The organism is Pseudomonas sp. St290 (assembly GCF_018325805.1).
In the GTDB taxonomy this organism is placed as follows: Bacteria; Pseudomonadota; Gammaproteobacteria; order Pseudomonadales; family Pseudomonadaceae; genus Aquipseudomonas; species Aquipseudomonas bijieensis.
The window spans coordinates 417731-436874 of the sequence record NZ_AP014703.1 but is presented as its reverse complement, the minus strand read 5'-3'; the positions used below and the strand labels follow the sequence as shown (position 1 = coordinate 436874).

Genomic DNA, 19144 nt, shown 5'->3' with positions numbered 1-19144 from the left:
CTCTGTCGGGATCCAACAAAATCCCCCTTCCCCGAGGGTATGTTAGGGGTACTGCGATTTTCCGGTCAGGAGCGCGTACCCCTATGCCACGTCTAGCGATCCCCCTCAGCGACCTGCAATGCCGCACGGCCAAACCCCGCGAACGCGCCTACAAACTGTTCGACGGCGGAGGCATGTACCTTTTCGTCAAACCCAATGGCGTGAAGACCTGGCGCTTGAAGTACACCAAGCCCAGCGGCAAGGAAGGTACGCTCATCATCGGCAATTACCCCATCGTTACCCTTTCCGTCGCACGACGTAAGCGAGACGAAGCCAAGGCGTTGCTGCTCGACAACCTCGACCCAATGGAAGAAAAGAAGAAGGCCAAAATCGTAGCCCAGCGGGCGGCACTGCTTTTCGAAACCGTTGCTCTGGAGTGGCACGCCGACATGTCCCGTCGCTGGACCGAAGGACACGCAAAAACCGTGATGAGCCGATTGCGTACCCACGTCTTCCCACTGATCGGCCAACGCCCCATCGCTGAACTCGATACCCACGACCTGCTAGAAATCACCCAGCGCATCAAGGAACGCGGCACCATGGATGTGGCGTTAAGGGTACAGAATTACTTATCCACCATCATGCGCGGGGCCAAAAGAGCCCGGCAGATCACCATGAATCCTGCACTGGATCTGGCAGGCTCGCTTCACGCGCCGCGCACAGTCCATCGCCCGGCCCTCTCACTCAACCGCCTACCCGAACTGCTGCACCGTATCGACAACTACAACGGCCGCGAACTGACGCGCCTTGCCGTCCTGCTCACGCTGCATGTATTCGTCCGCTCCAGCGAACTGCGCTTCGCGCGATGGAGTGAGTTCGACCTCCAACGCGCCATGTGGGAAATCCCCGATACCCGCACACCGATTGAAGGGGTACGCAACTCCACACGTGGGACCAAGATGAACGGCGACATTCAAATGGTTCCGTTATCGCCGCAGGTCATCGAAATACTGGAGCGCCTGCGCAGCCTCAGTCGCTTTTCAGAGTTGGTGCTACCGGGCGACCACAAGTACTGGAAGCCTATGTCTGAGAACACGGTGAACACCATGCTCCGCAACGTCGGCTATGACACCAGCAAGGACGTGTGCGGCCACGGCTTCAGGACCATGGCCTGTAGCGCTCTGCTGGAGTCCGGGTTATGGACCGACGCAGCCATCGAAAGGCAAATGAGCCACAAGGAACGCAACCGTGTGCGTGCCGCGTATATCCACAAGGCCGAATTCCTCGAACAGCGCAGGCTGATCATGGCGTGGTGGAGTAATTACATCGACGCCAACCGCCATGGGCATGTGACACCCCACGAATTCGCTCACCCAGTCGGCGACAACATCACAGCCCTAGAAAATAGCCGTGGCGCATCCAAACGTGGGTAAGCCTGTGAGATCACCGTTGTCCGCCCTTCCACGCGGGTCCATCCAAGCGGGGCTGCAAAGCCGCCCTGCTTGGATGGACCTCATTTAAAAAATCTAAAGCCCACGCAAATTGTCTGTGGAAAACCATAGATTTCCACCGGTGGATAATTTCATCCACAGCCGCAGAATTCCCGAAAATTCGAGCCTTGACCCAAATTATCCACAGGCGTAGAAGAGATCGGGCAAAGCGCTGTCTTTGACAGCAACCCAGGTAGCCAGAACCTTTAAGGCTACGCCACACCGTGGTGGTTCTCCCAAAGTGCGATTAGCGTCCGGCGGCTCGCACGGTCACAGCGATGTGATGGATGCCTACTTTTACCAGTGTGCCCACTGCGGCAACTTTCCCCTTTCATAGCTGCCCTGCAGCAACCTATCCGCTTGGCCATTTCATTGCGCCAACCTGCGCCCGTCTCTTTCTTCTGGAAAGAGACGGGCGCTCCTACCGCTGCTGCAGCCGAACTCGTACAAGGCTTAGCGGCATTTCCCCTCGTGACAATCGGCGTGACAAATACCGAAGTCACCAGCAACAGCGATGCAGATGATGGTGCCGCAGCCCAGGGAATGGACTGCACCTGACTGACAGTCAGGCACGCCCCGGTCATCGCTCCGCGGCCTTATCCCGACTCAGATCTCTCGGTGTTGGTTTCGTCAACCAATGCAGCCTCCACCCGCCCACCGGTAACGGTGTTCAGGAGGTCAGATCATGAGATGCCCAGGCTCCCGGTCGTAAAGAGCCGTCAGTCCCGCGTTAGTGGACAACCCTCACAGGTCGCAGGGGCCTTGATCCCTGATAACACTCAACATTCTTGGCGGGATGACGTGGGGAAGGTTTTAAAGGTTTGGCTTCGAGAGGAGTTTGATCATGGCATTGGTAGGTAGACGGGACGGGCGGAATTTTGGCTATGGCCGGCAATTGAGTTATGCCGGGCCACAGGCGTTGCGGGACATGTTTGGCGGCGGGCATTACGGCACGGTCAAGGCGCACAGTGATCGCTGGCAGGCATTTGTACGCTGGTGTCACTCGGAAGATGGGCCGGGGTTTAACGATGCGCGGCAGATTGATCGGCAGACTTTGCTGGACTATGCCGGACATCTGCGCCAACAAGTTGAACAAGGTGAGCTGGCCATCTCCACTGCGCAAAACCGGTTGTCCAGTGTGAATCGGACCGTGGCCGCGCTTCGCGGTGATCAGTATGTGAAAGTGCCGAGCCCGAGTAAGGCGCTGGGAATGCGGCGCACCAGTGTTCGTCGTTCAGCGCCGCAAGGCCAAGATCGCGAACAGGTGAAGCGGATCGTAGAGGTGCTTTGCGAACACCAGCAGCCGCGCGCCGCGGCCATCGTGCAGTTGGCGCGAACCACCGGCATGCGCATGCGCGAGGCCATTTTGGCCAACCTGCCCCGGTTGCAACGTGAAGCAGAGCAACTTGGCAGAATCAACATCCAGGACGGCACCAAAGGTGGCCGTTCAGGCGCGTCAGCACCTCGCTGGATTACGGTAGATAATCATATTGTTGACGCACTGAAGTTTGCCGAACAGGTCTCGCTCGACGGTAGTTGCAACCTGCTTGCACCGAACGAAAGCTACCTCGATTTTGTGCAGGGAATCGTCCGTCCCGCACGGGACATCCTCCATCAGTACAACCTCAAAGGCTTCCACGAATTGCGGGCAGCCTATGCGTGCGAACGCTATGAAAAAATCACCCACTACCCCGCACCCATCAACGGTGGCCATTGCTATCAACTCGACCGACGCCTAGATCAGGAGGCCCGAGTACAAGTCAGCTATGAGCTGGGGCACGGCCGTATCGACGTGGTATCGGCTTATATCGGTGGTCGAACATGAGCAAGCCATTCGATATGGAGCTGTTCCTGGCGGGCGTCCTGACTGGGTCTCACACCACGCGCCAACGCCACCTTCGTCAGGCGAAGGCTATCCAAACAGCAATCGCTGATCGCTGGCAACGCGACAATCCATGGACTTGGCAGCAAAAGCATCTCGCATGGTTTCTACATCACCACGTGAACCAGCACGCTGAATCGACGCGCTATTACTATCTGCTGACCGTGCACTTGCTTGTACATCGCTTAGGAAAGTCCTGGCAGCTCAACCGCTAGGCGAAGGTCAGAAAACGGCCATTTGGAGCCATACGAAAAAAGCCCACCATGGGGCGGGCTGTCGGTTGTCTTCAAGGGGAGGCCATTCGCTAACGAATTCTCGGAGCAAGCGGACTGAGAATACGCTGAATGTCGACGTGGGGGCCGGTGATCTAACCTTGGCAAAAATCACTAGCCGCAGCCTGTAAGAAGCGGCCGGGGCCAGGCTGCGTCTAGTCTCTAAATACTTCTTCTCAGTGGAAAAAAACGAGCAGGAGAGCGGCCAGGATGACGGTCGATGCGCCGCCGATACGTGTGGAGATCTGTCGCCAGCAAAACCATCTGAGCATCAGTAGACCGCGCCTCGACCAATAAGCAGCCTCTCTGAGAGTTCAGCGAGGGCGATGAGCTTTAGAGGAGCAGGAGTTGGGTGCAGGACTTTTCGATGAGACCGCAGTCGAGCGCGGGCTGAACCGAAACGCCCGATTCAGCTAACCAAAATGGCCTTGGCTTGCTGAAGATGCGTGCGGAACCGGGACGCATAATCTTCGGCAACTGCAGCTTGAACACTCGCTCGGTTTGCTAGCGCATGGCGCCACTCTGCAATGCGAACAAGTCCATCGAACAATGGATGACTTGGTTCGAATCCTAGTATGTCGAAGTAGCGAAAAACTGGAGCAACGGCTATATCCACCATGCTGAGCTTCGTACCAGCGAAGTAATCGCCGTCCGATTTTTCAAGTTCGAATCGCTCTAGTTTGCCTCTCAACACTGCTGATTTACTAAGCGCTGTCTGCTGATCCGCTGCATTCAAATATCCCCACGCATCCGCGAGCATGGCAGTGGCGAATTCGATCCAGGCACGGTGTTGAGCACGGGTGATTGCATCTTCCGGGTGCAAAGCGGGCTCCGGATACACCTCTTCGATGAATTCACAGATTGCCACGCTCTCGAAGAGTACGTTCGCACCCTCGTCGCCTTTTTGCACCTTTAGAAGCGGGACTTTGCCCGTTGGCGACATGACCCGAAACCAGTCGGGCCTGACCTTCAGATCCACATCAATGCGCTGAAATGGAACCTGCTTTTCGTGAAGTAAAATTGCCACTCGCTGAACAAACGGACAAAGCTCGTGGCTAACGAGCGTGAACTGTGATTGCGACATTTGAATACCCACTGTTATTTCGACAACTCCCGCATCCGGGCAGGAAGCGGGATGTACAGACTCGAAGGCGTGCCTATCTCGTTAAAGCGAGCGACCACCATCAACAATAATTTCTGTTCCCAACGTCCAACGAGACTCGTCCGACGCGAGGTACACCACCGCCTTAGCTACTTCTTCAGGCGTGCCAAAACGGCCAAATGGGATAGTCGCAGCAATATCTTTGTTGACCTGCTCGCGGTAGGCATCGGGAATACCCGCCTTGTCGTACAGCGGCGTGTCGATCGGCCCAGGGCTGACCGCATTTACTCGAACACCACGCGGTAGAAGCTCGCTAGAGAGCGTTTTCGACATGTTTAGAAAGGCCGCCTTTGTTGCGGCATAAATGGATGAACGCGCGGCGCCCAGGTGCGCACTGATCGAGGTGTTAAGAACCACCGATGCAGGGTTTGAGAAGACCGGCAGCAGTGCTTGCAGGAGGAAGTAAGGGCCTTTGACATTGATGTCAAAGGAGCGGTCAAACATCTCCTCGTTCCAGTCTTCGATTGGCTTCCAGACGGATACGCCAGCATTAAGGAAGGCAACGTCGAGCTGCCCGTAATGAGACTGAACAGCCTGCGCCAGCTCCTTCTGGGCTGTGACACTGGCGGAGTCGGCTCGTAACACCAGAACCTCGCTACCTAAGACAGCTTGGGCGTTTGCAATTGACTCAGGATTAACACCAGTGACGATCACCCGAGCGCCTTCTGCGAGGAATTGCTTTGCGGTCTCCAGACCAATGCCACTTGTGCCGCCAGTGATGAGCGTACGCTTGCCTTGTAAACGGGACATGTAAACTTCCTCTCATTTGTGACGACCAGTCGGACGACTGACCTTCTGAGAGCAACTATGTATTCATGCTGGAGCGCTGATAAGATAGCTAAAGAGAATACATCTCATGCAAAATACGCATGAAAGAGGACGTGTGATGGATCGGTTGTTACTGATGAGCTGTTTCGTACGCGCCGTCGAGACCGGCAGTTTTTCAGCTGCGGGACGTGATCTTGGACTCGGACAACCGAACGTCAGCCGTTACGTCGCCGCACTCGAAGATCATCTGCAAGCCAGGCTGCTTCACCGATCGACAAGAAAGCTGACGCTCACACCGGAAGGCGAGCGGTACTACGCAGATGCGCGGCGTATTTTGGACTCAGTAGAAGAGTCAGAGTCCTCTCTGAGAGGGAACGTGGCACCGTCTGGGTTACTACGCGTCGCATGCCCGACTGCATTGGCGCACACCTTTATCGTGCCCCAGGTGGCTAGCTTTCTGGAGCTCTATCCAGAAGTGTCGCTCGATCTCCAGATCAATGATCGCTACGTCAATCTGGTCGACGAGGGAGCCGAGCTCGCGATTCGCATTGGCCACCTGGAGGACAGCGCAATGCGTGCCCGGCCACTAGCGTGGTTCGAGCGTGTGTGTGTGGCCAGCCGCGAGTACTTGGAGAAACGTGGTTCTCCCTCTTCGCCTGATGACCTGAAGAAACACGACTGCCTTATTTACACTCTGCTATCTACCGGTACTAACTGGCGGTTTAAAGACATTGATGTCCAGGTCTCCGGTCGCCTGCGGGTCAATTCACCCGAGGCGATACGTGAGTACGTCAATGCAGGATTAGGAATCGCGCAAGGCCCTCAATGGCTTTATGAGGAAGGGCTAAGAAGTGGCAATCTTCAGCTGCTGCTTAGCGACTACGTAGCACCACAGGTGCCGATCCAGGTCGTTTACCTAGCGAATCGGCTGCTGCCCAAGCGAGCCATCGTTTTCATGGACTTCATGGCGGATGTGTTTGCAAAAAGCTCTGCATTCCAAGAACGCCTAAGGTAACCAGAACCACGAAGGCCCCTTGTAGTGAGACCGGATGCACGCTTACCACAGTTGCAATCGGCGGGTCTGAACAGTCATGGGACGTAACGTTTGTATCTCAAGTGCTCTGATTCACCGCAGGCACTAATCTGAATCGCCCCTAGTTTTGTAGACACATCCGAGCGGCTCGTCTGCTGCCTGTCGCCACGGCAGCTTTTGGCGGATTCCTACCTATTCTCGACGGAGGGGATGATCAACAACGTTCGAATTCGGGAGGTTTACCATTCCGTATGCGGCTCTGAATTACTTGCGGACCGACAACGTGCTGACATCTAAAAAATACCGAGTTCGATTCCACCGAACGCCATAACTAGCTGATTTGTTTATAGTTACTAGTTGGGGTATACCGAATTTTCCAGCGAACTCCAGATGCCCGAAAAACCTACTCTCGCCGAAACATACCGTTCGTCTGGTGCCGCACCATACAAAACGAAGCCCTCGCAGAAATGCGAGGGCTTTGTTGTTTCTGGAACGTCCACTTTTCATCCACACGCTGAAACCTGTGGGAGCGAGCCTGCTCGCGATGAGGCCGTCAAACCCACCGACAATCCACCGGCCGGACGAAGGGTTGCCTTTCTTAGAACACAACGAACGAAGCGACCTCAACCAAACAGCATCTTTTGCCAGTGGTCCTCACCCACAATGGCAATCGAAGCGCCCGCCTCCCGCAGCTCCACTGCCTTCATGATCTTCGTTCCGTACGTGCTGTGGCGCCACTGCTCATTACCCACGCTGCCGACCACCAAGTAATGCACCTTCTTACTCACACCGCCCCCAATTAAACCACCCCGCTCCTCGACCAATGCCTGACAATCTTTGCGCGGCCCAAAGGCCATGACACCCGTAAACACAAACATCCGACCACCCCACACCAAATCAGGGGCCGGCGAGTTGAATGGAAGATCCGTAGGCGCAACGGCACCAGCACCACCGACCTTTGGCCTCTCGATGTCCATTCCAGAAAAGCCCTCTGTCCGACCTACTTCGTACCGGTGGTCACAGGTGCGTTAATCCCGCACACACAATTTCTAACCCCGCCAGCATCGCGCCACGATTGCGCCCCCCCAATCGCCCGCTACTCTCCAACTGTCGCTGCCAATTCAGCGACCGGGCCTGAGAACCCGAGTAAGATGCAGGCGCCACAGCGCCCGAACCACGTTTGCGGCGTTTTTTTATGTCCGCATTCCGTACAATGGCGGCTGTGCGTGGGAGACCTTCGGGTCTGCCGGGTTCCTGTATCTCCGGTTTCTCAGCCTGCGCACAACTGCCACCCATTCGCCTGAGAACGAACGTGGCAGCTCTCATTTGATATGGGAGTTTATCGATGCACGCCATGGATCTGCTGCTGTCTCGCTTTATCGCTTTGCTAGTCGCCGTCCGCCGCCAATTGGCAAGAGGAGGTGCGCAATGACCCATCCCAAAGACCTCAAAACCCCAGGCCTAACCCCCTTCGCCTACCACTCCGACCGCCCGCTATTCCGCGTCAACAGCGGCATCCCCATCGGCGAAGCCCTGTCCCATGCCTCCGACCTGCTCCACGTCGCCAAGGTTCTGGCCGAGGACGCGGCGATGATTCGCGGCACGGATCGGTATGCCTGGGCGTCGTGTTATTTGCAGGATATGAGCAAAGCCGTCATCGATGATGTGGTGAAGGTGCTGGAGGCGCCGGGGAGTAATCCGGCTTAACCGTCGTTGGCGCCATGCTGCTCACGGAGGTGGGCAGCATTGGGTTTTGATCTGTCGCAGCGCCGCGAGAACGGGGCGCAGGTTACAAGGAGGGCGGCTTCGCAGCCATCGGGGATAATTCTCTCGTCACAGGTTCACTGTCCCTGGCCCAAACAATTTGAAGCATATTCATCAAATCATTCCCCCCGCCGATAGCCTCAGATAAGAGCATCGCCTGACCCAAGGCTCGGCCGGCACTCGACTACACTTTCCCAGAATTCCTCCGCTCCAGGAGCAGTAAGCGATGAAGATCCGCACCAAGGTCATAGGCTCGGGGTTGGTCAGTCTTTCTTTTGCGCTGTTGCTTGGCGGTATCGGGCTGTGGGGTTATCACTCCATGACCGAGGCCCTGGTGCAGAACGAGACCAGTATTTCGGCCATGCGCAAGCACATGGAGGCGGACATGATGCATGACGCCATTCGGGCCGATGTGTTGGCCGCTTTGCTGGTGACACAGGGGGATGCCCAGGCGGCCAAGGAGGTGACGGAGGCATTCGATGAGCATACGCAGCGCATGCGCAAGGTCATCGCCGAAAACGCCGAGGCCAAGTTGCCGGCGGATGTCGCCAAGGCGATTGCCGAGCTCAAGCCACAAGTCGAAACCTACATCGACAAAGCCAAGCAAATCATTGGCAAGGCACTCAGTGGTGCCCAGGACGGCCATGCGCTGCGGGCGGAGTTCGACGGGGCGTTTTCGGCTCTGGAAGAGCGCAACGAGGCGGTGAGCGAGCTGATCGAAAACCAGGCGCAGACATCCCGCGAGCATCAGGACGGCAGCATTCAAAGCTCGGAGCGCTGGCTGATCGCGACCTTGCTGGCCACTTGCGTGGCGCTGGCGCTGTTGTCGTGGAGCCTGCTCAAGGCCGTGCTCACGCCGCTGAACAAGATCATCCTCAACACCCAGGCAATTTCCCAGGGGGATTTGCAGCGCTCGATGGGCGCGCAAAGCAAGGATGAGCTGGGCCAGTTGCAAGGTGTGATCGAGCAGATGCAGACCAATCTGCGGCAGATGATCGCCACGATTCGCGGCCAGAGCGATGAGTTACACGGCACCTCCCGCAATCTGGGCGATACGGCACGGCAGATCGTGTCCAGTGCCGATCAACAGGCCCAGAGCGCGACCAGCATGGCGGCCAGCATGGAGCAGATGATGGCGAACATCAGTCAGATCCATCAGCACGCCGACAGCGCCCGGACGATTTCGGCGCAGTCCGAACAACTGGCGAGCAGCGGTGGCCAGGTGATTCTCGGGGTGGTGGAAGGCATGAACCGGATCGCCGAGGTGGTCAACCAGTCATCCAGCAAGATCACGGCGCTGGATGCATCGTCCGAGGACATTCACTCCATCATCCAAGTGATCAAGAGCATCGCCGAGCAGACCAACTTGCTGGCCCTCAACGCCGCCATCGAAGCCGCCCGCGCCGGTGAGGCGGGCCGTGGTTTCGCGGTGGTGGCCGATGAAGTACGTAACCTGGCGGCGCGCACGACCCAGTCGACCCAGGAAATCACCGCGATGATCGAGCGCATCCAGTCCAGCGCCCGGGATGCGGTGGCGAACATGCAGGCTTGCGTCAGCCGCGTGGACGAAGGCGTCAACCTGGCCCAGCAGGCCGGGGTGTCCATCAGCGAAATCCGCACTGGCGCCCGGCATGCCGCCGAAGTGGTGGAGGAAATTTCCCAGACCATTGCCGAGCAATCCAAGGCCAGTGACGAGATGGCCCAGCGGGTAGAGTCGATTGCCGAGCAGTCCCGCGAGAACACCCGCTCGATTCACACCCTGACGCAAACGGCGGATCAATTGAACCATGCGGCGGGATCGATGCAGGCTTCGGTGCAGCAGTTCAAGATCTGATCAATCGACACTGTTGTGGCGAGAGTGCTTGCTCCCGCGGGCGGCACAACATCCTCTGCTTTCAATAATCGCGAATTATTGAAAATTATGGCTGGGCAATAATGATTGCCCAGCCATAAACACTGCAAAACCCCTGGCTCACACCTGACTCACCTCAAACACAAACGAAATCTCCCGCTTCTGGGCACTCCAGACGTACCGAATATGCTTGCCCTGCACCGGAATCGATACCGCCGGTGGGCGAAACGCCGCCACGCATTCGTGGCCGGGCAGGCGCACGCTGTTGTACAGCAGCCCCCACGACAAGGTTTCCCGCAGTTGCCGGGCGAACACTTGGGACGGGCCGTAGGCAGTAGGGTCCGGGTCGTGAAGGTGGGGGTAGTCGTGGCGGATGTCGTGCAAGGGTTTGACGACCTTGTTGACGTAGGTACGCATGGTCAACTCCAGGTCTGGCTCGTTGGTCGCGCCGAGGAATCGTGCCTGGTGGTAGCAGGTTTCAGCGATGGCGGCTTCCTGGCTGCTGGCGGCGTAGTAGACACCGAAGGTGCCGTCGCTGAAGCGGCTGCTTTTGCCGATGTGGGTAAACGCCGCCATCACCGGCGAGGAACCGGGCCCCGAAACGCGGTCCTCGGGGCGGACCCGGGACAGCACGCCAGCCTGTTCCATCAGCCGGTCATTGGTCAGCGCCTCCAGAGCGTAGGCCGTGGGCAGGTCTTCAGGGTCGAGTACGTCTTCAAACAGCGAAATCGGTGGGAAGCTGCTGTTGACGATCCGATAGGCCCGTTTCCATTGCGGGTCCGCCAAGGGTGGCATCATCAACCGCGCACTCCGTCGAGATATCGCCGCACATCGGCGATGTCCACCACCCGCCCGGTCAGCATGTAGGACAGCGCCGACTGGCCGTTGAACGGTGCCGCGGTATTCGGGCTGCTGACCCACTGATAGGCACGGTCCCGGCTATTGCTGAAGATGATGCTCAGCGCCTTGTGAATACCCATGAGGTAAGAGATACGCTCCAGCGTATCGCGAGGCAGCTTCACGTTTTCCGGCAACTGTTTGTATTTGTAGAAGGTCGTGTTTCCCACCTTGCCCAGCAATATGCGCTGCTGCTCGACACTGCAGCCCCAGAGCTCCATGAGGTTGAAGAAAAACTTCAACGCGACTCGACCCGCGCCCGGGGAGTCCAGTTGTTGCTGTGCATTGAGGTTGATGGAGGGAGTCGCCATGGGTCTAGGCTCCTTTGTCGCGGGGTGGTGCTTAGAGGATAGTACAGATATGGATTATTTTTAAGTTTTTATTCGCAAGTGAATTAAAGCGTTCCCCGCCGACCGATCCTGCCAGCATCGACTGGGCAAAATCCCTAAATCCCGCATAAGCTCCAACCATCGCTTGCCGGCGCTTTTCGGCACAAAATCGCGACAAGCGTGGCAAGGTGCTTGATGATAGCCAGCATGCACTGCCTGGCCCGGACCAGGTGCACAACAATAGCGAGCCCACTTAAGCAGAGGGCATTACCTCATGGATAGCAGAACCCTACGCAACCTCATGCGCATCGTGCAGACCGGCTCCTTGTCGGCAGCGGCCGAACATTCGTGCCTCACGGTGCAGGCGTTGGCGGCGCAGTTGAACAAGGTCGAGGAACAGTTCGGTTTCCGGTTGTTCCGGCGCTCGAACAAAGGCCTGACCTTGACGAGCCAGGGCTCGGAACTGACCCCCTTCATGGATCAGGTGCTGGTTGCCACCCGACAGTTGGAGGAGAAAGTCGCGGCGCTCAAGACACCGCGACAGCGCACGCTCAGAGTGGCACTCAATACCACCCTGCCAGCGGAATTCAACCGGCGGATGATCGACCGGTTGATCGCTGTGTTTCCCCAGTATCAGCTGGAATTCAGCTATGCCGAGTCGATGGAGAACCTGAGCAAGCTCAGGAATGAAGATTTTGACCTGGCGATCCTGATCGGGCAGCAACAGGGCGGTTTTTCCAGCATCACCATGCCGGATGTGCAGGTGCAGGTGGTCGGCGCCCATTGCGGCGACGAAGACGACTCCCTTGGCTTGCTCGGTGACAAGTTTCAGGTGCGTCCGGCAGAAGAATGCCCGTATTCCCAAAGCTTCCTGCGTTTTCTCGACGCAGGCCTGGGTGAGTACGGGTCGAGCCAGCGAATGGTGTACTCCTGCAGTGAAACACTGACGTTGTCGTTGATCACCCAGCTCGACGGCCTGGGGCTGGTGTCCCGGGAAGCGGCGCTGCGCAATGGCTTGGCGATTTTCCCGGACTTCGAGGATTTCCTTGAAGTCCGCCTGGCGGTGAACAATCCGGAGTTGTCGGGCCAGGCGCTGCACGATGTGGTGGACCTGACGCTACAGGAACGAACCGAGCGCGATGTACGCCGCCGTGCCCACCGCCACGCTGAGAAACAGGTTGCGGCTGAAATACGCACATAACAACGTCGGAATCGCTGCATAAAACTCAGGGCGGTCGAGTTGTATCTGCTGATCCTTGATCAACAAGGGGGTCAGGCTGATGGCAGCGACGATCGCCACTGGCAGGTATTCCAAGGCTCGGGCAACGAAGGGCGGCCAGTGCTCGGTATTGACCTGCAATGGCAAGGCGCGTGGCAGGAAAGTCACGGCCATCATCAGGGCCACGACCAGGATCAGGAACGTTTGGTCAGGCATACGCCCACCCCGCAGCCAACGAACGTGGCGATGAAGACGTTGAACGGCGAGCTGCCCAGCAGGCTCAGCCCCCCCATGCAGACGACAGCCGCCAGGGCAGCGATTAGTTTGTTGCGGGTGTTACACAACGAAACCAGCACGTAGAGCATCATCGCGGTCAGGGCATAGTCGAGCTTGTACTTGATGAGGTGCGCCGCGTACTGCGCGCAAACGGCCCCCAGCAAGCCGCCGAGCACCCAGGAGGTGTGGCAGAACAGGTTGAAGCCGACCAGGTAGCGCACGCTGACCGGTGCCCCACTGCCAAGCTTGACGCTATGGAACGCGAACGACTCGTCCGTCAGCCCAGCCGCGTAACACCAGCGCTCGAAACGGCTGAGCCCCAATGCACGCAGGGCCTTGGCCATGTAGACCGACATCAACATGTGCCGGGCATTGATCAGGAACGTGGTAAGCACGATGGTGGTCAGCGACGCACCGCTGGAAATCAACGCCAGCGCGGCGAATTGCGAAGCGCCCGCGTAAACGAACAGGCACATCGCTACTGGCAACCACAGGGGCAGCCCGGCGTTGACCGCCATCAGACCGAACACAAACGAAACCGTGAAATAACCCGCTACCACCGGACTGGCTTCAGCGAAGGTACGCGAGGCTTGTGGTTCGACCGCCAGCGGCTGGCTGGAAGTCTTGTTCATAAATCCCTCTCGAAGGTGATTTCACCCCGAGGCTCACAGAACCCCTGGGCAGCCCAGAAGCGCTTGCCGGCCAGATTAGCATCGTCGACGAAAAGGAACATGCGCAGCACGCCGACCCGTTTCATGTCGGCCGAGGCCGCCTCCACCAGGCGCTGGCCCAGGCCTCGGGTACGATGTGCCGGACTGACGGCCAGGTGATTGATCGTGCCGCGGGTGCCGAGCATGCCCCCAATCACAGCACCGACCACTTCACCACTGGCATCGACCGCCAGGTAGGCGGTGGTGGTGTCCTGCAACAACACCCCCCGCAAAAATCGAGCATCCTGCCATTCGCAGAACGACACTTCGTTGAATCCGCGAAAAAACTGCTCCAGTCGTTCCGCGTCCCTGACCTGGGCCCGGCGCAACAGGACCTGCTGCACCGAATCGTCCATGGGTTCGAGCCGTTCAGCGAACAATGTCGAAAGCGGTCCCGGGCCGCGAGAAGGAAATGGCCAGGATTTGCCGGAACGCCATTTCATGGGCGTGAACATTGCGGGCCGGCGTCACGTAATGGCGCATATCGCGATCGAGGAAGAACGTGGTGTCGAGGATGTCCTCGTAGGTAATCGCCGCCAGTTGTTCTTCCTGGGCGGTGTACAAACGGCTTTCGGCGCCCGCCACATTATGGCGGCCCCAGAAGTGCACGCCGCTGAATGGATACCCGTCGCAGTGGATTCCTTCGGGTGTGATTTCCAGCTGTTTACCTGGCTTGATCTCGATGCGGATCTGGTGGATCTGGCACTGCCAGATTTCATCGTGCAGTTCCTGCGGCAGGACGTTCTTGTAGACCTCGAAGTCCGTGTCGATCAGGCTGCGCATCACCGGCGAGTTGATCACTTCGTTGGAAAAGTCCTGGAAGTGCCGCTCCAGGCCGCCGACATAGCTGTTGTTAGCCTTGGACTGGATGTAGGCCCGGTGTTCGAGCTGCGTGAGCTCACGAGTCGTCGGGTTGTATTCGAAGTCGCTGTAGCGGCGAAAACGCATGCCTGACTCGGCCTGGCCGTAGTAGCTGTCGGGTTCCATGTTTTCCCAGCTTTTGGTCAGCCGGACAAAATCGCCGAAATGACCGTAGAGGTTGAAGTCCCCACCGCGAACGTTGACGTATTTGTCACGTCTTAGCGCTTCGCCCACTTCCCTGTTCAGAACGATCATTTTTCATAGGTCTCCACTGCATTGAGCGGCCTAATCTAGTAGGTGCAGGATTTACGTCCATGAGAAAGTATTTGAGGCACTTCAAGCCGTGCTTGAAACGGCGGTTGAAGTTTCATTAGTACGACTTTTCCTCGGGGAAACGCGCGTTTTTTGCGACTTTTCTGGCGTCAAAAGGTAAAAACCCCCGAGTTGACGTCGGGGGTTTCTATCAGGCGCTTGTCACGCAATCAGGCATCAGAAGACATTGATCGGGTAATCCACGAACACTCGCAGCTCGTTGCCGCTGACGTTGTACTCGCTCGACTTCTGCGACACACGCAGCACGGAACTGCGCAACCTGACGCTCAAGTCCTTGGCCGGACCACCTTGGACCACGTACTTGAACTGGTTGAAGATCTCGCGCTCGGTGCCGCCTTCGCTGGTGGAGGTGGTGATGTTATCGCCACGCACGTAAGCGACGTTATAGGTCAGGCCCGGTACGCCGAAGGTGGTGAAATCCAGGCCATAGCCCAACTGCCAGCTGCGCTCGTCTTCAGCGTTGAAGTCGGACCAGTAGGAGTTGGCCAGGTAGATCGTGTTACCACCATCACCCACGCGATTCTGCCCGCGCTGATAACCGCCGTAGGCGTAACCCAGGTTGCTGTCGCCGGTGCTGCGCTGGTGGGCGAGGGTGAAGCTGTGCGGGCCCGTGGCAAAGGTGGCAGCCAGGCTCCAGATCTTGTTGTCGTCGCCGGTGACGTTGTTTTCGCGAACGTAGCTGTTGTCCAGCTTGGTGCGATAACCGTTGAAGTCCAGGGTCAGGGACTGATCCTTGGCCAGCGGGAACACATAGTTGGCGTTCACGTATTGCTTCTTCAATACGTCCTCGACATCCGAGGCGTAGAGCGAAGCCTTGAACTGCTCGGTGAACTGATAGCTGCCGCCCAATACGTTGATCGACTTCAGGCCACCGCTGTCACGGCCTTCGGCGCTCTTGCGCGATTCGGCGGTAAAACGGCCGGCATTCAGTTCCAGGCCTTTGATCTCCTTGGAAGTGATCAGCGTGCCGGTGTAGCTTTCCGGCAGCAGGCGCGAATTGTCATAGCTCAGCACCGGCAGGGCCGGCATCTGGTCACCGTAGGCCAGCACGGTATTGGAGACGCGGAACTTGACCGCTGCACCGAACTTGGAGAGGTCATCGGCGGCGTTGCCGCTGTCGCCTTGCTTGAAGAAGTCGATGCCTTGGGCACCGCTACGCCCCTTGCCGCCGTCCAGACGCAACGCGTACAGGCCGAAGGCATCTACACCCACGCCCACCGTGCCCTGGGTGAAACCGGACGAGAAGGTACCGATGGCCGCCTGGCCCCACTCGGCCTTGTCCTCGTTGCCATCTTTGTAGTCGCGATTGATATAAGCGTTGCGCAACAGCACTTTCAAGCTGCTGTCTTCAACGAACCCCTTGGACTCAGCCTGGTCATTGGCCATGGCGTGTGTCGTGCTCAAGATCCCCAGTGCGATCAAACTAATGCGCTTGTTCAACATGATTATTTTCCTTGTACGGGTTGATACGCACTGCGGCGGGCAGCCGAAATGGCGCTTTTTGCGCTCTTTTTCGGACTCTTGCTCCTGAAATAATGAAAAGGCCCGCCCACGAGCGATCGTGTCGGGCCTTTTTATTATTTAAGAGTCATGGCTGTTAGCCACAGGCGTGGGCGAATCCTAGTCGCGCGCTCAACGGTGTGTCAATTTCGTGAATCGTCTGTAATTAGGCGAAAAACGTCTAAGAACGATCAGAACGAACAGCCGTCCAGACCGCACGCCGCGGACGGTGTGGAGGGCTGCGCCGGTAGGGTTTGCGCCAGCCATTGGGCGAATGCCTCGGGCTTGCCGAGCCAGGGGCCGATGTCGATCAGCGTGAACTGACCGTCCTGCTCCAAGGCCAAGGTTGGGAAACCCTGGCCACCGACCTGGGCCAGCAAGGTGCGACTGGCCTTGATGTGCCCTTGCACATCAACCGTGCTGAACGCGGCCAGGAACGCCTGGGCCGGCAGGCCAACGGATTGAGCGAGCTCCAGCAGAACGGCTTCGTCAGCGATGCGCCGACCTTCGACGTAGTGTGCGGTTTGCAGGCGCCCGAGCAATTCCAGGCCATGGCCGCCGATTTGTTCGGCGGCGAGGATGGCGGCGGTCGGTGGCGTCGAATCGAACACGGCGCTGTGGTCTCGCAGCAAACCTTCGAAATAGGCCTCGCCAAATGGCTGCCCGGAATATTCGGCGATGCGCCGGTCGTGGGGCATCACGTAATTGCGCAGCTGCGGCGAGACCTGTTGGCGATTGGCACCGGTCATCATGCCGCCACCATGGACGATCACCGGCAGCACCGCCCGGGCGGCCTGCACCAGCGGTTTGGCGCCGTAGCACCAGCCACACAGCGGGTCGTAGATGTAATGAAGGGTGGTCATGGGAACTCCGCTAGCCATGTAGATTGGTTGGCGGCAGGTTAATCCCGTGGGCGTTGCAGAAAAACGCCGGAATGGCTTTCAGTGTGTTTCGTGGATCGGTCGAATCCCCCGCCTGAATGAACTCTGATCCTGTGGGATTTTGTGTGAGCTCGAAAACCAGCGGACACAAAAAAAGCGCTGCCATCCCGGCCAGCGCTTTTTATCAATCCGTCGAATTCTATCCTTGCATCACATCCCACAACGCTTCCAGCTCCGCCTCGCTGAACAAGCCAGCGGGGTAGCGTTCAACGATCACCCGGCGCGGATCAGGTTCTCTGATCTGACGCGTTCCGTTGGACTTCAACCACTGCGCCAAGGCTTGAAGCGACTCACCATTAACGGCCAAGGGATGGCATGTGCGCTCGCTTATCATATTCATTCCAGCGCCCTCCTGGTTGATGAGCGGCCAATTTATCCAAGGTTTATGACAAAACAACGCAGTCCCGCTCCCCGAAACTGCCGAGATGCTGATACAAGAGCTATGCCAATGTATCCCCGACAACCATAAAACAGACACAAAAAAAACCGCGACCCAATCGGGCCGCGGGCTTGCCAGGATGGATCCAAAAACGCCGACCTAGAGCGGGCGCCATTGATATCACCAAGCTGTTACATCGCCACTCATTTTGTGCGCGGCGCGGGTTGCTGTTGGGTAAGGCAATGGATATTGCCGCCCCCCAGTAACAGTTCACGCCCAGGCACCATGACCACTTCGTGCTCCGGGAACAGGCTCTGCAGGATGTCTTTGGCCGGGCCATCGAGCGGATCGTCAAAACTTGGCGCAATGATGCCGCCGTTGACGATCAGGAAGTTCACATAGGAGCCGGCCAGCCGCACAGTTGGGTTGCGCTCCTGGGAACCTTCCACTGCGTCCACGCCTGCACATTCCTCTTCGGTGGCATACAACGGCCCCGGAATCGGCATTTTGTGCACTGTGAACGGGCGTCCCTTGGCGTCAGTGCTGTTTTGCAGCACGTTTATCGCCGCGTGGCAGCGAGTGTAGTTCGGGTCTTGCGGGTCGTCGGTCCAGGCAAGCAGCACTTCACCAGGCCGCACGTAACAGCAAAAGTTATCCACATGGCCGTCGGTTTCGTCGTTGAACAGACCATCCGGCAGCCAGATGACCTTGTCCACCGCCAACTGCGCACTGAGCACCGCCTCGATCGCTTCACGGCTCAAGTGCGGGTTGCGATTGCGGTTGAGCAGGCATTCCTCGGTGGTGATCAGGGTACCTTCGCCATCCACGTGGATCGATCCGCCCTCGAGCACAAAACCTTCGGTGCGGTAGCGCGGGCTGCGTTCGATCTCGAGAATCTTGCCAGCCACTTGCGAATCACGGTTCCATGGCGCGTACAGGCCACCGTCGAAACCGCCCCAGGCATTGAAGTCCCAGTCGACGCCACGCACCTCGCCGCTGTCATTGATCACGAACGTAGGGCCCGTGTCACGGACCCAGGCGTCGTCGCTGGACATTTCCACCAGGCGGATATTCGGCACGTCGAGACGCGCCCGGGCATTTTCGTATTGGGCCGCGGACACCGCGACGGTCACCGGTTCAAAACGGGCGATGGCCTTGGCGACCGCCACGTGGGCAGCCTGCGCGGGCTTGCCACCCAGGCGCCAGTTGTCCGGGCGCTCGGGCCAGACCATCCAGACCTGGGTCTGAGCCGCCCATTCGGCAGGCATGTGAAAACCATCCGCGCGGGGAGTGCTGTGCAACGTTGTCATGGGTCATCTCCTGGGCGATGGGCAATGCGACTTTATAGACGATAAATATCGACTAATAAAGTCTAAAAATCTAATAACCACCAGATAAAAGCTAAAAACATCGACAAAAATCGATTTAAAAACGCTAAACCCCTGTGCGAGCGAGCTTGCTCGCGATAGCGGGAAGCCAGCCATTAATGTTGGCTTG

19 protein-coding genes and 1 pseudogene are annotated in these 19144 nt (G+C 57.9%); 7 read left to right on the top strand and 13 right to left on the bottom strand.

Annotated features, from left to right (window positions below):
* Positions 1-83: 83 nt before the first annotated feature.
* The 3 genes from PBDP_RS01835 (at position 84) to PBDP_RS01825 (ending at position 3566) form a co-directional block, all read left to right on the top strand.
* The gene (locus tag PBDP_RS01835; protein ID WP_212801746.1) at positions 84-1412 is read left to right on the top strand and encodes a tyrosine-type recombinase/integrase; all 1329 of its coding nucleotides are present in this window, start codon (positions 84-86) and stop codon (positions 1410-1412) included.
* Positions 1413-2313: 901 nt separating this feature from the next.
* Positions 2314-3294 carry an integrase domain-containing protein gene (locus PBDP_RS01830; protein WP_212801745.1) on the top strand — a complete coding sequence of 327 codons (981 nt, stop codon included), beginning with the start codon at positions 2314-2316 and terminating at the stop codon, positions 3292-3294.
* Complete coding sequence (locus PBDP_RS01825; RefSeq protein ID WP_212801744.1) at positions 3291-3566, top strand: hypothetical protein; 276 nt, start codon at positions 3291-3293, stop codon at positions 3564-3566. The genes PBDP_RS01830 and PBDP_RS01825 overlap by 4 nt, the downstream gene beginning before the upstream one ends.
* Positions 3567-4032: 466 nt before the next feature.
* On the opposite strand, the gene PBDP_RS01820 is transcribed toward PBDP_RS01825, so the two are convergent.
* Together PBDP_RS01820 and PBDP_RS01815 are read right to left on the bottom strand one after the other, a co-directional pair.
* A complete protein-coding gene (locus PBDP_RS01820) occupies positions 4033-4707 on the bottom strand; it encodes a glutathione S-transferase family protein (RefSeq protein WP_212801743.1) in 675 nt (224 codons plus the stop codon).
* An 81-nt stretch (positions 4708-4788) separates the two neighbouring features.
* Positions 4789-5535 carry an SDR family oxidoreductase gene (locus PBDP_RS01815; protein WP_212801742.1) on the bottom strand — a complete coding sequence of 249 codons (747 nt, stop codon included), beginning with the start codon at positions 5533-5535 and terminating at the stop codon, positions 4789-4791.
* Between the two features lie 136 nt (positions 5536-5671).
* Between PBDP_RS01815 and PBDP_RS01810 the strand changes: the two genes are divergently transcribed.
* Entirely contained in the window at positions 5672-6568 is an 897-nt protein-coding gene (locus PBDP_RS01810; protein WP_212802471.1) for a LysR family transcriptional regulator, read from the top strand.
* Between the two features lie 641 nt (positions 6569-7209).
* On the opposite strand, the pseudogene PBDP_RS01805 reads toward PBDP_RS01810, so the two are convergent.
* Positions 7210-7536: pseudogene (locus tag PBDP_RS01805) on the bottom strand (BRCT domain-containing protein); the annotation flags it as partial.
* 478 nt (positions 7537-8014) lie between these two features.
* Here PBDP_RS01805 and PBDP_RS01800 point away from each other — a divergent pair.
* Together PBDP_RS01800 and PBDP_RS01795 are read left to right on the top strand one after the other, a co-directional pair.
* On the top strand, positions 8015-8293 hold the full coding sequence (locus PBDP_RS01800; RefSeq protein WP_212801741.1) for a DUF3077 domain-containing protein: 279 nt from the start codon (positions 8015-8017) through the stop codon (positions 8291-8293).
* Between the two features lie 283 nt (positions 8294-8576).
* Positions 8577-10184: a methyl-accepting chemotaxis protein gene (locus PBDP_RS01795; RefSeq protein WP_116833954.1), complete on the top strand. Its 1608-nt coding sequence runs from the start codon at positions 8577-8579 to the stop codon at positions 10182-10184.
* Positions 10185-10322: 138 nt separating this feature from the next.
* On the opposite strand, the gene PBDP_RS01790 is transcribed toward PBDP_RS01795, so the two are convergent.
* A complete protein-coding gene (locus PBDP_RS01790) occupies positions 10323-11000 on the bottom strand; it encodes an RES family NAD+ phosphorylase (RefSeq protein WP_109751958.1) in 678 nt (225 codons plus the stop codon).
* A complete protein-coding gene (locus PBDP_RS01785; protein ID WP_109751957.1) occupies positions 11000-11410 on the bottom strand; it encodes an MbcA/ParS/Xre antitoxin family protein in 411 nt (136 codons plus the stop codon). The genes PBDP_RS01790 and PBDP_RS01785 overlap by 1 nt, the downstream gene beginning before the upstream one ends.
* 292 nt (positions 11411-11702) lie before the next feature.
* Here PBDP_RS01785 and PBDP_RS01780 point away from each other — a divergent pair, with 292 nt between their 5' ends.
* Positions 11703-12629: a LysR family transcriptional regulator gene (locus PBDP_RS01780; protein WP_109751956.1), complete on the top strand. Its 927-nt coding sequence runs from the start codon at positions 11703-11705 to the stop codon at positions 12627-12629.
* Here the strand turns inward: PBDP_RS01780 and PBDP_RS01775 are convergent.
* The 8 genes from PBDP_RS01775 to aguA all read right to left on the bottom strand — a co-directional run bounded on the left by PBDP_RS01775 (position 12546) and on the right by aguA (position 18957).
* On the bottom strand, positions 12546-12863 hold the full coding sequence (locus PBDP_RS01775; protein ID WP_109751955.1) for an AzlD domain-containing protein: 318 nt from the start codon (positions 12861-12863) through the stop codon (positions 12546-12548). The two genes, PBDP_RS01780 and PBDP_RS01775, sit on opposite strands and share 84 nt — an antisense overlap.
* Complete coding sequence (locus PBDP_RS01770; RefSeq protein ID WP_109751954.1) at positions 12842-13555, bottom strand: AzlC family ABC transporter permease; 714 nt, start codon at positions 13553-13555, stop codon at positions 12842-12844. The genes PBDP_RS01775 and PBDP_RS01770 overlap by 22 nt, the downstream gene beginning before the upstream one ends.
* A complete protein-coding gene (locus tag PBDP_RS01765) occupies positions 13552-13989 on the bottom strand; it encodes a GNAT family N-acetyltransferase (protein WP_176688789.1) in 438 nt (145 codons plus the stop codon). The genes PBDP_RS01770 and PBDP_RS01765 overlap by 4 nt, the downstream gene beginning before the upstream one ends.
* A 13-nt stretch (positions 13990-14002) precedes the next feature.
* The gene (locus tag PBDP_RS01760; RefSeq protein ID WP_109751953.1) at positions 14003-14749 is read right to left on the bottom strand and encodes a 2OG-Fe dioxygenase family protein; all 747 of its coding nucleotides are present in this window, start codon (positions 14747-14749) and stop codon (positions 14003-14005) included.
* Between the two features lie 234 nt (positions 14750-14983).
* The gene (locus PBDP_RS01755; protein ID WP_109751952.1) at positions 14984-16270 is read right to left on the bottom strand and encodes an OprD family porin; all 1287 of its coding nucleotides are present in this window, start codon (positions 16268-16270) and stop codon (positions 14984-14986) included.
* A 248-nt stretch (positions 16271-16518) separates the two neighbouring features.
* Complete coding sequence (locus PBDP_RS01750) at positions 16519-17190, bottom strand: DsbA family protein (protein WP_212801740.1); 672 nt, start codon at positions 17188-17190, stop codon at positions 16519-16521.
* Positions 17191-17407: 217 nt separating this feature from the next.
* Positions 17408-17608 carry a hypothetical protein gene (locus PBDP_RS01745; protein WP_109751950.1) on the bottom strand — a complete coding sequence of 67 codons (201 nt, stop codon included), beginning with the start codon at positions 17606-17608 and terminating at the stop codon, positions 17408-17410.
* A gap of 242 nt (positions 17609-17850) precedes the next feature.
* Positions 17851-18957 carry an agmatine deiminase gene (gene aguA, locus PBDP_RS01740; RefSeq protein ID WP_109751949.1) on the bottom strand — a complete coding sequence of 369 codons (1107 nt, stop codon included), beginning with the start codon at positions 18955-18957 and terminating at the stop codon, positions 17851-17853.
* Positions 18958-19144 lie beyond the last annotated feature (187 nt).